A 13,203-nucleotide genomic window follows, 5' to 3' on the forward strand; every position below is an offset into this window, starting at 1 on the left:
CGGCTGGGCCCGCACTGACCGAGCGCCTGGGCGACACCACGCAGATCGTCGGCGACGACATCTTCGTCACCAACCCGGCGATCATCACCGAGGCGATCGAGCGCAAGATCGGCAACTCGGCCCTGATCAAGCTGAACCAGATCGGGTCGGTCACCGAGACGCTGGAGGCCATGCGGCTGTGCCGTGAGGCCGGCTACACCCAGATGGTCTCCCATCGGTCCGGGGAGACCGAGGACAGCTTCATCGCCGACCTGACCGTTGCCACCGGATGCGGGCAGCTGAAGTCCGGCGCCCCCGCCCGCGGGGAACGCGTCGCCAAGTACAACCGGCTCCTGGAGATCGCCGCGGCCACCAAGCTGCCCTACGGGCTGGCCTGACCCCAGCGGCACCGGCCCAGGGTCACGCGTCGGCTGCGCCGTCGCGTGGCGTGGAGCCGCGACCCTGTGGGAAAGAGAGGACGGAAGCATATACCCGGGGGGGTATAGTGACGTCATGAACTCCACCGTTTCTCCGTCCAACGCTTCCTGTCTGCGGATCGTCGTCGTCGGTGGCGTTGCCGGCGGCATGAGTGCCGCGGCGCGCGCGCGGCGCCTGGACGAGGGCGCCGAGATCGTGGTTCTCGAGCAGTCGGACTTCGTCTCGTTCGCCAACTGCGGGCTTCCGTACCGGCTGAGTGGCGAGATCGCGCGGCGCGACGATCTCCTCCTGCACACGCCCGCGTCGCTCGGTGCGGCACTCGCGCTCGACGTGCGGACCGGCAGCCGGGTGACGGCGATCGACCGCTCTGCGCGGACGGTCTCGGTCGCCACCGGCGACGGCTCGTACGACCTCGGGTACGACGCGTTGCTGCTGTCACCCGGCGCGGTCGCCGTCCGTCCGCAGATCGCCGGTCTGGACCACCCCGCCGTCCACTCCCTGCGGACGATCCCGGACCTCGACGGTGTCGAGGAGCACGTGGCGCGGCTGGTGGCCGACCGATCGGGCGACGAGAAGCCGCGTGCTGTCGTCGTCGGCGCCGGCTTCATCGGCCTGGAGGCCGTCGAGGCGCTCGTCGCCCGTGGCCTGACCGTCGACCTGGTCGAGCTGGCCGACCAGGTGCTGCCTCCCCTCGACCCCGAGCTGGCGCCGCTGCTCGCCGACGAGCTCCGCTCGCATGGCGTCGGCCTGCACCTGGGCGTCTCGGCGCGCAGCATCACCGCCGAGACGGGGGACCGGGTCGCCGTCACGCTGTCCGACGAGACGTCGCTGCGCGCCGACCTGGTCCTGGTCAATGTCGGCGTGCGCCCGGCCAGCGGACTCGCGGCAGACGCGGGCCTGGACCTGGGGCACCATGGCGCGATCCGGGTCGACGCCGACCAGCGCACCTCCGACCCGCACATCTGGGCGGTGGGCGACGCGATCGAGGTCATCCAGGCGGTCACCGGTGCCGCCGGTCCCGTGCCCTTGGCCGGACCGGCCAACCGACAGGGCCGACGCGCGGCCGACTCGATCCTGGGTCGCCGCACGACGCCGCGAGCGGCGGTGCTTGGCACGGCGATCGTGCGCGTGTTCGGCCTCACCGCCGCCGTGACCGGAGCGAGCCAGCTGACCCTCGCACGAGCGGGGATCGAGCACGAGGTCGTCCGCATCCACCCCGGGCACCACGCCGGCTACGTCCCCGGCGCCGAGCAGATCCACCTCGTCGCGTCCTTCGCCCCCGACGGTCGACTGCTCGGTGCCCAGGGCGTCGGACGAGCCGGCGTCGACAAGCGCATCGACGTGCTCGCGACGAGTCTGCGCGCGGGGATGGCCGCCGACGACCTCGCCGAGCTCGAGCTGGCCTACGCCCCGCCCTACGGCTCGGCCAAGGACCCCGTCAACATGCTCGGCTTCGTCGCCCAGAACGTGCTCGACGGCACGATGCCGCAGTGGCACCCGAGCGAGCTCGACGACGTCCTCGCGGACACGCTGGTCTTGGACGTCCGCTCGCAGGGCGAGTTCGACGCCGGCCACCTCAAGTCGGCGCTCCACGTCCCGCACACCGAGCTCCGCGACCGCCTCGACGAGGTCCGCGCCGCCGCCGGCGGGCGACCGGTGAGCGTGCACTGCGCCTCCGGTGTCCGCTCCCACATCGCCACCCGCGTCCTGCTCTCCGACGGGCTCGACGCCAAGAACCTCTCCGGCGGGTGGCTCACCCTCACCGCCGTCCGCCCCGACCTCGTCGCCTGACCGCTCAAGGAGCACGACCATGTCTCTCACCACCAGCCTGCGCCGGATGTTCGGCCGCACGGACGACCCGACCGGCCTTCCGTCGACCGTCGAGGCGGCCCGGGCACTCGAGCTCGTTCGCGACGGCGCCGCCCTGCTCGACGTCCGGGAGCGGTCCGAGTGGAGCTCCGGCCATGCACCCCGGGCGCTGCACGTGCCGCTCGGTGACCTCGACTCGGCACCCCGACGCCTGAAGCAGGGCACGCCCGTCGTGGTCATGTGCGCGTCCGGCATGCGGTCCCGCAGCGCCGCTCGGTCCCTGCGCCAGCTCGGCTTCGAGGCAACGAGCCTGTCGGGCGGCATCGGCGCCTGGCAGGCCGCGGGCGGCGCCGTCCGGCGCTGACCGCAGCCCATCCGACCCGCGGCGTCAGCCGAACAACCGAAGGAGAACCCCATGTGCTCACCCGCCCGATGCTCGACGTGTGGCAAGGTCACCTGGACCGGCTGCGGGATGCACGTCGACGCCGTGCTGGCCGCCGTACCGCGAGACCAGCAGTGCACCTGCCCCTGACCGACCGTCCCCTGGCCGAGTACGACCGGGGGCATCCCGCTCGCCCACGAAAGGGGTTCCCGATGGAGCTCGACAAGGACCAGATGTCCAAGGTGTCGAACCGGCTCAAGCGCGCGCAGGGCCAGCTCACCGCTGTCGTGCGGATGCTCGACGAAGGTCGAGACTGCGAGGACGTCGTCACCCAGCTCTCCGCCGTCTCTCGCGCTCTCGACCGTGCAGGGTTCGCCATCATCGCCGCCGGCATGCGCCAGTGCCTGATCCGTACCGAGGAGGGCGACGACACCGGCACGCTCGACGTCGCCAAGCTTGAGAAGCTCTTCCTCTCGCTCGCCTGAGCCGCCTGCGATCGGGTCAGTTGACCGGACCGGTCAACTGACGGGCCATCCGGTGATGGCCGAGTCACGACTCCACCGGGCGGCTCCACAGATCGGCGGATGCAGCTCTGCGCGTCGCGGCGCCGCCATGGACGCCGGCAAGGGTATCGATCACCCTGTCGCGCAGCTTCCGGAAGGTAGTCAGACGCGCCTCATTGCGCCGGCCGCCCCCACCGACGTTCTGACCTGCAGCATATGTGCCCGCGAAAGGACTCGAACTTTCGATATGCCCTGTGAACCGAGTGGAATAACGGGTGCCGAATAGGCACCTGACCTGCATGTCCGTCATCCTTTCGCGGTTCCCGTCGTGAACGGCGTAGCGTCAGATTTCGCCGACTTCTGGCACGTATCTGGCACGGCGGGGAGGGCGAGCGGGTGTCGCGACGTGATTTTGGGTCGGTCCGTAAGCTCCCCAGCGGCCGCTACCAGGCCCGGTACCGGGTGCCCGAATCCGAGTACTCGATCACCGCACCGGACACCTTCGGCACGAAGGCTCAGGCGACGGCCTGGCTCGCGAAGCAGCGCACTCTGATCGGTGAGGGCAAGGTCAACCCGACCGCCATCGTGACGACGTTCGGCGAGTACGCCTCCATGTGGCTCGCGGGGAGGGAACTCAAGGTCTCCACGCGCACGCTCTACACCCGTCAGCTCAGCAGGGCGCTCATGCCCACGTGGGCTGACGTCAGGCTCGCCGAGATCACTCCGGCTGCGGTCCGGGCGTGGCACGCCACACTGCTGCCCGGCCGACCCACAGAGCGCGCGCACGTGTATGCGTTGCTCCGCACCATCTTGGGCACCGCCCACCGGGACGACCTCATCGCTGCGAACCCGTGCCGGGTCTCCGGCGCAGGATCGACGAAGCGCGCCAAGCCGATCCGTCCGGCTTCGCTCGCCGAGCTGGAAGCGATCACCGCCGCGGTCGACGAGCGCTTTCGCCCCATGGTCCTGCTCGGCGCCTGGTGCGCGCTCCGCTTCGGCGAGGTGACCGAGCTGCGTCGCGCTGATGTCGACGTCACCTCCGGGGTGCTGCGGATCCGTCGGGGTGTCACCTGGCTCACCGGGGCGCCGGTGGTCGACACCCCGAAGACCGAGGCGGGTTCCCGGGACGTCGCGATCCTGCCGCACCTGCTGCCGATGCTCGCGACGCACCTGCGCCAGCACGTCGCCAGGGGCCCGGACGCGCTGCTGTTCCCGCTGGAGGAGGGACAGAACGTCCAGCTCTCGCCGCACAGGTTCCGAACTCCGTTCAACCGGGCCAAGGCCGCCGCCGGCCGACCGGATCTGACGTTTCATGGTCTGAGGCACACAGGCGCCGTGCTCGCGGCGGCGTCGGGAGCGACCGTTGCCGAGCTGATGGCCCGTCTCGGGCACACCACGCCGACGATGGCCATGAAGTACCAGCACGCGGCGGCGGACCGCGACCGCGTCATCGCCGACGCGCTCTCCGACCTCGCCGTTGCAGCGAGGGCTTGACAGCCTCATCGCAGATGAGGGTGTAGTTGGGGTCTGAATGCACGCCGCTACGCCTGTCTCCGCCCCGCTGCGGTGATGGCGCCGAGCCCGACCCGTCCTCCTCCACACCGCCTCCTGTCCGAAGAGCACCTGCTTACTAGCCTGATGACCGCGGCGGGTCGCGAGCGGTGCAGTCAGTGTTCTCGCGCGGCCATCCGCTGGCAGTCCTCAACCATCGATCGACGCCGAGCGGCGACGACGCCTGCGCAGCCGTGGGTGGTCCCGGTCAGGACGGAGGGTGACCGTCCGGTGACAGTTCCGTCATCCACCGTCGCGGTGGGGCGTCCACCTCTAGCGTTACGGCCATCACCAGGAAGGTGGCGACGCGGATGGACGCGTCCATCGGTTCCGTGGGCGGCCGTCTGGGCGCGGCCGCCACGCGAACGTCTGCGCCCCGTCGCGTCTCGGTGGTCGCCGCGCTGGCGTTCCTGATCCTCGCGCTCGGCGCCCCAGCCGCAGAGGCGCATGCGTTGCTCCTCCGGTCCGATCCGGTGAACGGGTCGGTCGTCGCGCGGGCCCCCCAGGCCGTCACGCTGTGGTTTGACGAGGAGATCTCGCAACCGTTGAGCTCGGCCCGCCTGGTCGACCAGGACGGTGCGACGGTCGGCGGCATCCGGAACAAGCACGGGGCCGACGCGAAGGTGCTCACCCTGACGCTGCCGAGGCTCGGGATGGGGACCTACGGCGTGCTGTGGCAGGTTCTGGCCGCGGACGACGGCCACACCTCGTCCGGGACGGTCGTGTTCACTGTCGGAGCACCCACGGCCGCGCCCGCCCCGACGTTCGGCGCGGCCACCGGTCCGACGCTGAGTGCCGTCTTGCTGAAGTGGGCGCGGATCGCCGCGCTCGCCGCGCTCGTCGGTGCCCTGGCCGTGCTAGGCATCGTGGCGGGGCTCGCCGAACCGCCGCCGCTGGTGGCGGTGACGGTGCGCACCACGCGGAACCGGCTGTTCCTGATGGGGATCGGCGCCGCGGCACTCGGCGCGGTGGTGGGCCTCGCCGACCTCATCGAGCAGGGGCGCCTTCTGCGTCCACGCGACGGCTCGTGGGTGTCGACCGTCGGCAGCCTGCTCGGCGCCACGCGGTGGGGACACCTCTGGCTCGCCCGTGAGCTCGTCCTGCTGGCCGTGCTGGCCATCCTGGTCGGTGCGCGATCACGGACCGGCCCGGCGATCGGCCGCAGCGTCGCGGCTGTCGCTGGAACCGTCGCCCTCGTCGTCGTCGAGGCGCTCGGCAGCCATGCAGCCGCCGTCGACTCGAGCCGCGCCATCACGATCGGCGCCGACGCCGTGCACATCGCGGCGGCGTGCCTGTGGCTCGGCGCGGTCGGGGGGATCGCGGTGATGCTCTGGCCGCATCCCGCCGGCGCGAGCGGTGTGGCGCTGGCCCGAGCGTGCCGGCAGCCGTTCACCCGCCTCGTGCTGGTGAGCGTCACCGTCGTGCTGGTCAGCGGGCTGTTCGGTGCGGGGCGGCAGCTCGAGTCGGTCCACGACCTGCTGACGACCCGATACGGGCACACGCTGCTGGCCAAGATCGGGATGGTCGCCGTGCTGCTCGCCCTCGGCCTGCTCAACTCGACCAGCCTGCACGACGCCCGGCTGCTCGGCGGCCCACGGCCGCTCTCCCGGCGGCTGGTCGCCGTCGAGGCCGGTGCCGGAGCGGTTCTGCTGGTTGTCGTGGGACTGCTGGCCGAGACCGCGCCACGGGAAGCACCGGGTGTTCCGACCGTGGCGTCTGCGCAGGTGGTCAGCGGGTCTTTGGCAGACCTGGTGGTCACCCTCTCGGCGACGCCGAGCCAGCCCGGCGCGTACGGGTTCACGGTGAGCGTCGTGAGCACCCGACGACCCGCCCCCGCTCCCGTCGACGGCGTCCGGCTGGAGCTCGCGACCGGGGCGCAGCCCATCGTGGTGGGGCTTCGGGAGGTCGGACCCGGGCGGTACTTCGGTACCGCCGCGGTCGCGGCGACCGGCGTCGTCCCCGTCACGGCGGTCGTTGACAGGGCCGGCGCGCAGGTGGCCGTCCCGGTCACGTGGCACGTCGGCTCTCCGGCCGGGGAGGAGCCGACCGCTCGGCCCGTCGGACACCCGCTCGCCCCGTACGCGAACGGGCTGGCGCTGGGGCTGGTCGTCGTCGCACTCGTGTTCGCCGCGGTCCGCCGCCGTTCAGCTCGCACAGTCCGGTCGGAGCGGGCACCGGTGCAGGCCGACCGGCGGGTGGAGGACGACACGTTGGCCACGCTCGACAACCGGCGTTGAGGCCGGACCGCATCGAGGCAGGGTGCAACCGACCGGGGGGACGGGTTGCGGCCATCGCACGGGCCGGCCCGACGTGTTCGCCGGCCGAGCCGACGGCCGAGGCACGCACGTGTGCGAGAGGCGCCTGGCTCTTACCGCACGACCAGCGTGACGGTCACCTGGTGAACAAGCGACCCGTTGGTGCCGGTGATCCGCACGGAGTAGGTGCCGCGCGGGGTCTGAGAGGTTGTACTGACGCGGACTGTCGACGAGCCGCTCGTGACCAAGGGGTTGACGGAGAAGGTGGCCGACGCCCCGGACGGCAGCCCGGTGGCCGACAGCGCGACGCCTCCGGTGAAGCCGCCCACCGCGCCGACCGAGACGACGGACGAACCGGTCTGGCCACGGGTGACAGTGATCGAGCTGGGTGTGGCGGAGAGCGAGAAGTCGCGCGCGACGACGACGAGCGAGACCTTCGCGGTGTGCACGACGGAACCACTCGTCCCCGTGACGGTGAGCGCGTAGGTCCCGCCCGGAGCGGTCGTCGGGGTGATGATCGTGAGAACCGAGCTCCCGGCACGGGTGATCGTCTGCGGGGCGAACGTCGCTGACCCGACGCCGACGGCCAGTCCGGTCACCGAGAGCGTGACGACCCCGGTGAACCCGTTCAGTGCGCTGATGGCGGTGGTGAACGAGGTGCTGCTGCCCGCGTTGACCGTCCGTGCGGCGGGTGTCGCGCCGAGCGTGAAGCCCGGCGGCGGTGCGACGATGAGGGTGGCGGTTGTGGTCCGCGTCGTCGCACCGCTGGTCCCGGTGAGGGTGAGGGGGTAGGAGCCCGCTGTGGTGTTCGCGGGGAGCGGCACGGTGAGCGTGGAGGTGCCGGACGCGCCTGCGACGACCGACGGGGAGAAGGTCCACGGCGCCGCCAGACCCGCCAGCGAGAGAGTGACGTCGCCGGTGAAGCCGCTGACCGGCGCGACGGACACGGCGAACGTGGCCGTGCCGCCTGCCAGTGCGGTCAACGATGTCGGAGACGCCGCCACGGTGAAGCCCGGCGGCGCTGGGACGACGAGCGTGAGCGGAACCGCGTGCGCGAGGGCGCCGCTCGTCCCGGTGACGGTGAGCGGGTAGGTGCCCGGGGCGAGGCTCGGGTCGGTCGTGACCGCGAGGGTCGAGGAGCCGACCCCGCCTGTCACGACGGCCGGGGAGAACGTCCCCGTGCCTTGCGACGACCCGAGGCCCGCGAAGGAGAGGGCGACGTCCCCGGCGAAGCCGGTCGAAGCCCCGACGGAGACGCTGACGGTCGCGGAACCCCCGGCCGGCACCGTCATCGACGCCGGTGCTACCGCGACCGTGAAGTCGGGCGTGCTCGCGAGCCACTGGTAGGCAGCGCCGATGTCGAGCCGCCCGTAGCCGGTGTCGTCGTCGAGGCCCGCCGGTCCCTCGTCGACGGCTCCGGCGATCAGGGCGCTCTCCTGCCGGTCCGCGGACAGATCCGGGAACGCGGAGAGCAGCAGTGCGAGCGCGCCCACCACGTGCGGGGCCGCCAGTGACGTCCCCTCCGCGGTCCGGTAGGTGCCGTACAGGTCGGTGGTCCGGATGCCGACGGCCGGGGCGACCAACTTCGGCGCAGTCGCCCCGGCACAGCCCGCGGGCCCGCGGCTGGAGGAGGCGTACAGCGCGTCGGAGTTGTCGGTTCCTCCGACCGCGAAGGCCTCGGGGTTGTTCGCCGGGCTGCGGACCGACCCCGCCAGGGGACCCTCGTTCCCTGCCGCGAACACGGGCAGGATCCCGGCGGCGCGCAGGGCGCGCAGGTCGGGCTGGAACTCGAGCGAGCAGCCCGCGGTGGACATCGTCCACGAGTCGTTGACGACGTCGGGGGCATCGGGGGTGGCGGGGTTGCCGTCGGGGTCGAGCAGCCACTGGAACCCACGGTGGATGTTGGTCGACGTCGCGGCGCCACGGTCGTCGAAGATCTTCACGGCGATCCAGCTCGCGGCGGGAGCCACCCCGATCGAGCTGCCGCCGGCCGCGCCTCCGACGATGACTCCCATCGTCGAGGTCCCGTGCCCGCTGACGTCCGTCGGGACCGTGGGGTGCTGGCCGTTCGGGTCGAACCAGCTGTTCGTGCCGCCGCGCCAGGTGCTCGCCAGGTCCGGGTCGGTCGCGTCGACGCCCGTGTCCATGCTCGCCACGACGATCCCCTGGCCACGGAATCCCTGCGCCCACATCCCGGGAGCGCCGACGTGCTCGATGTTCGGCTCCGTCGCGACGGTGGCGGCCGCCGCGATCGTTCCGACCGTGGGTTCCTGCACGACGAACGTGGACCGCACGGACGCCACGTCCGGGCGCGCGGCCAGCTCGCGGACCACGGCGGGCGTGGCGCGCACGTCTACCTCGTTCGTGATCCAGAACGGCACCACGTCCGTGGCGAGGTGCTGGTCCTGTCGAGCAGCGAGGAGCGCCCGGACCCCCTTCTGTGCCCGGTCCGCATGCGTCCGCAAGGTGCGCTCGACGGCCCCGAGCCGCGCCTTGCGCTTCAGGTTGCGTGACGCGCTGAGGTCCGCCCTCGTGGTGAGGACGACGGCGACGTCGAGCAGGTCAGACGGCCCGGCAGCGGCCAGCTGCGCCTCGAGCGCCGGATCGATCGACCCGGCGGCTGCCCGGCCCGGCGCGGCGGCAGCCGCACCCGTACCGCCGACGACGACCATCGACAGTCCGAGGACAGCCGCGAGGACACGCCTCCTACCCGACGACGACATGGTCCACCTGCGCGTCCCCGAGCAGGACCGTGACGACGCTGCCCGTGTGGATCCAGCCGTTGGGGTTATCGAAGACGAGGTAGTAGGTCTCGCCCGCCTTGAACTGACCGCTGTGCGAGTGGTTCATGAACAGGTCGTGGACGACGAGTCCGGTCTCCTCGTCGACGACCGCCGGTGGGTTCGCAGGGTCGTGCAGGGCGTCGGCGGTGTCGGGGTCGACGACCTGGTACCGCAGGTCGACCAGGCCTCCCGCACCCGTGACCGTGACCCCGACGATCCGCACCCCGCTCCGCGCGACGAGCCCGTCCGCAGTGACCGCCTCCCGGCCCCACGACACCGGGACCGCAGCGTCGGCGGCCGCGGTGGCGTCCTGGTGCGAGCCGTGCGACAGCCAGATCGCGGCCGTGACGACCCCGGCTGCGAGCGCGGCGCCGACGAGCAGCCCGAGCAACCGTGAGCCTCGTGCGGGTTTCGGCGAGGTCGGAATCTCGCTCGGCTCGACGGTCGTCTGGCTCGTCACGGGACGTCTCGGTTCGCTCGGGGAAGGTTCACGGGTGGATGAAGGTCAGCGCGCCGCCGCCAGTCGCCGGGCTCGGGCTCGAGCCACCCTGGGGGCCGTTGGTCACGTGCAGCTGCCTGTTGAACACCGGGAAGCCGTTCGTGCTCGGGGGCGGCGTCGCCGGGACCGTGGCGATCGTGTCCTCTGTGCCGCCGGCCGGGACCGTCTCCGCGACGGCGTCGATCGGGTGGCCGAGCAGTCGGGCGTCCCGGGCGACGACGTGCTGGTGCATGCCGAGCATGAGCATCGTGGAGTTGTCGAAGCCGGCGTTCAGGTAGCGCAACAGGACACGCTGGCCGGAGGTCGCGATGATGGGCGCCGTCCCCGGGTAGGCCTTGCCGCCGATGAGCCACGACGTGGCTCTGTAGCCGTGCAGGTCGAACGTGTCCGGTGCCGCGTTGAACGCCGGGTCCACCGCGCTCAGCACGAGCAGGGCCTCGACGTCGTAGGCGGTCGAGGCGGAGTCGTAGGCCTGGTTGGCGGTCGCGGACCGCACGACGAGCGCACCGTAGAGACCCATCGCCTCCTGCCGGCCGGCGTCCCCACCGCTCTCGTACAGGTACGTCCCAGGTGCGCTCGCGGTGAACGTTCGGGTCACGGTCGAGCTGATCGGCGCGTCTGTTCCTCCGGGGGCGAACGCGATCCCTGGGGCCTCCAACCGGAGGGTGTGCGGTACGTCGGCCGTCCCGGTCGGCAGGGCGTTCGTCACGGCGATCGTGACGACGTCGCCCTCATCGACCGTCAGGGTCGGGCCGGGCAGGCTGGCCGTCGCCGTGGAGCAGTCGCCGGGGGTCGTCGGCACGCCGAAGCCCCAGATGGGGATCGGCGCGACCTCACCCGGCAGGGTGGTGGTCCCCGCCGTGGCGCACAACGCGATGGACCTCGTGGCGGCCGACGCGCTCGAGCTCACGAGGGTGAGTCCCGCGCCGGCCAGGACGATCGCGGCAAGCGCCGCGATCCTCGTTCGGGTGCGTGCAGGCATCGCCAACCTCCAGGTCAGCTCGGGTCTGGTCATGGCGCGTCGTAGACGACCTTGAGGAGGTTCCCCCAGGTCGAGAAGGCGGTCGGCGAGGGTGCCGTGTAGCGCTGCGAGTGCACGAGCACACGGATCTGCCCCGCGTTCGCCCCCGTGCCGATGTAGGCGGCCGCGGGGTTGGGCAAGGCCCATGAGGAACTGACATCGGTCGATCCGACGGGCAGTGGCGGAGCCGACAGGGTCACCCAGCCGGCCGATGTGGACGTCGCGCAGCCCGCCGCTCCACCCACGGTCCAGTTGCAGATCTTCACGGTCTGCTGCGGGAGGTTGGTGGTCAGGCTCGAGCAGCTTGAGGCGGTCGTCGTCGCGCAGTTCGCGCCCTTGTAGGTCACGGCGAGGTTCTGGGCACCGGCGGGCACGCCCGTGAACGCGCCGTACCAGTCGTTCGCCAGGGCCGTGATCGTCGCGCCTGTCGCATGGGCCGCGGCCGTGGAACCGAGCTGACCTCGGGTGACCGTCCAGGTGGTCGTTCCCTGCCCGCCGGTCACTGCCAGGACCTCGTTGTCGATGCGGACGTCGAAGGTTCCGGTGGTCGGGAACCCCACCGCAGACGCGACCGTGATCGTCGTGGCCGTCGAGGTGGTCGCCGTCGGCCGTGTCGTGACCTTCGGGTTCACCTGGTAGTAGGTCGCGTCGTCGACGCCGAGCGCCGACACCGCGCCGCTCTTGAGGGTTCCACCCACGATGCTGGTGGACGTCGGGTAGGCGGTGCAGCCGCCGGACGGGTCGACCCGCAGCAGCGTTCCCATCCCGCCGAAGCCCTGGTCGAAGTTCGTGAACTCGTTCAGTGCGTGGCTGTGCCAGGGGAAGTACCACTCGCCGCAGATGTTCTGCGAGACGGTCCCGGTCGGCAGGGTCCCGCTGTAGCCCAGGTACGGACTGCCGCTGTAGTAGGTGTTGCCGTCCTTGAAGAACACGTTCCGGTAGTTCGGTGGGGTCACGGGGAACGGCTTGGTCGTCGGGTTCCAGCTGTCGGTGTCGTCCCAGCGCAGGAGGAAGTCCTCGGTCTGGCCCGAGGCGATCGTCTCGCCGAAGTGCTCGGTCGTGGTCACCAGGCGACCGTCCTGCGCGATCTGCGTGGTGTGGTTGCCGTGGGGGTGGAACGGGTGGTTGGCCAGCCCCACGTTGATCATCCGCACCAGCGCGGGCTGGTTGTTCGACGGCGTGTTCGGCTGGATCCGCACGAGCGAGCCGTACGGCTGGTTGGGCAGCTCCGAGTCGCCGTTGTCCCGGATCGTGTCCGGGAACTGCCGGCCGTTGATCGAGAAGTACCTGTTCCGTTGGGCGTTCAGGTCGTACGTGCCGTTCGTCTCGACGGCGTGGTGCAGGTCAGGGTCGATCTCGTTCAGCAGGAGCAAGTACTCCCGGCCCGGGTTGAACTGCGTGGACGCGTCGTACGCGTAGCCGTCGCCGATCGTCGGACGCACGATGAGCGCGCCGTACAGGCCCATCTCGACCTGCTTGGCGACGTCGGAGCCGCTCTCGTACAGGTAGGTGCCGGGGCTGCCCGCGGTGAAGCTGTAGCTGACGGTCCCGGTGTTCGCGGCGGCCTCGCTCGTGAGCAGGCCGGGGTTGCCGCCCGTCGCCGTCACGGCCGAGTCCTGGCCCGGGAAGACGATCCCGGAGGGCTCGGGCAGCGTGTTGGTGAGGTGGACGACGACAGTCTGACCCTGGGTCGCGCACAGCACGGGTCCTGGGGTCTGGAAGCGGCCGCTGTCCGGGGCGTCGGCGTTGCCGTAGCTCCACATGAAGACGCTGTTCCCGTCCGGCGTGTCGACGAAGCCGGTCGTGGCAACCAGGTCGAATGTCCGCGTGGTGCCGACGACGGTCCCAGCCAGGCAGACCATCCCGGTCTTGGGCGCGCCCGGCGGGAGGGCTTGGGCCGGCAGTGGCGCAGCGACCGCCAACCCGGCGGCCAGTGCGACGACGACGGCGGCGCGCCGGGCTCGTGGCCTCATCGTTGACTTC

10 protein-coding genes are annotated in these 13,203 nt (G+C 71.5%); 6 read left to right on the top strand and 4 right to left on the bottom strand.

What is annotated here, in order from left to right; translation table 11 throughout:
* Positions 1-59: 59 nt before the first annotated feature.
* The 6 genes from ACPPVS_RS03865 to ACPPVS_RS03890 all read left to right on the top strand — a co-directional run bounded on the left by ACPPVS_RS03865 (position 60) and on the right by ACPPVS_RS03890 (position 6,899).
* Complete coding sequence (locus ACPPVS_RS03865) at positions 60-377, top strand: hypothetical protein (protein ID WP_426595877.1); 318 nt, start codon at positions 60-62, stop codon at positions 375-377.
* A 115-nt stretch (positions 378-492) separates the two neighbouring features.
* Positions 493-2,208, top strand: coding sequence for an FAD-dependent oxidoreductase (locus ACPPVS_RS03870; protein WP_426594671.1), 1,716 nt, complete (start codon positions 493-495; stop codon positions 2,206-2,208).
* A 19-nt stretch (positions 2,209-2,227) separates the two neighbouring features.
* The gene (locus ACPPVS_RS03875; protein WP_426594672.1) at positions 2,228-2,590 is read left to right on the top strand and encodes a rhodanese-like domain-containing protein; all 363 of its coding nucleotides are present in this window, start codon (positions 2,228-2,230) and stop codon (positions 2,588-2,590) included.
* 230 nt (positions 2,591-2,820) lie between these two features.
* Positions 2,821-3,093: a metal-sensitive transcriptional regulator gene (locus ACPPVS_RS03880; protein ID WP_426594673.1), complete on the top strand. Its 273-nt coding sequence runs from the start codon at positions 2,821-2,823 to the stop codon at positions 3,091-3,093.
* A 480-nt stretch (positions 3,094-3,573) separates the two neighbouring features.
* Positions 3,574-4,605 carry a tyrosine-type recombinase/integrase gene (locus tag ACPPVS_RS03885; RefSeq protein ID WP_426594674.1) on the top strand — a complete coding sequence of 344 codons (1,032 nt, stop codon included), beginning with the start codon at positions 3,574-3,576 and terminating at the stop codon, positions 4,603-4,605.
* A gap of 368 nt (positions 4,606-4,973) precedes the next feature.
* Complete coding sequence (locus tag ACPPVS_RS03890) at positions 4,974-6,899, top strand: copper resistance protein CopC (protein ID WP_426594675.1); 1,926 nt, start codon at positions 4,974-4,976, stop codon at positions 6,897-6,899.
* A gap of 131 nt (positions 6,900-7,030) precedes the next feature.
* On the opposite strand, the gene ACPPVS_RS03895 is transcribed toward ACPPVS_RS03890, so the two are convergent.
* The 4 genes from ACPPVS_RS03895 to ACPPVS_RS03910 are packed head-to-tail and all read right to left on the bottom strand — an operon-like array spanning position 7,031 to position 13,193.
* Positions 7,031-9,589 (bottom strand): S8 family serine peptidase, encoded by a 2,559-nt coding sequence (locus ACPPVS_RS03895; RefSeq protein WP_426594676.1) that lies wholly within the window; start codon positions 9,587-9,589, stop codon positions 7,031-7,033.
* Between the two features lie 34 nt (positions 9,590-9,623).
* Complete coding sequence (locus ACPPVS_RS03900) at positions 9,624-10,160, bottom strand: hypothetical protein (RefSeq protein WP_426594677.1); 537 nt, start codon at positions 10,158-10,160, stop codon at positions 9,624-9,626.
* 28 nt (positions 10,161-10,188) lie between these two features.
* Positions 10,189-11,181, bottom strand: coding sequence for a multicopper oxidase domain-containing protein (locus ACPPVS_RS03905; protein ID WP_426594679.1), 993 nt, complete (start codon positions 11,179-11,181; stop codon positions 10,189-10,191).
* Between the two features lie 29 nt (positions 11,182-11,210).
* Positions 11,211-13,193: a multicopper oxidase domain-containing protein gene (locus ACPPVS_RS03910; protein WP_426594681.1), complete on the bottom strand. Its 1,983-nt coding sequence runs from the start codon at positions 13,191-13,193 to the stop codon at positions 11,211-11,213.
* Positions 13,194-13,203 lie beyond the last annotated feature (10 nt).

The sequence above is a fragment of the Cellulomonas sp. McL0617 genome (assembly GCF_049994875.1).
In the GTDB taxonomy this organism is placed as follows: domain Bacteria; phylum Actinomycetota; class Actinomycetes; order Actinomycetales; family Cellulomonadaceae; genus Cellulomonas.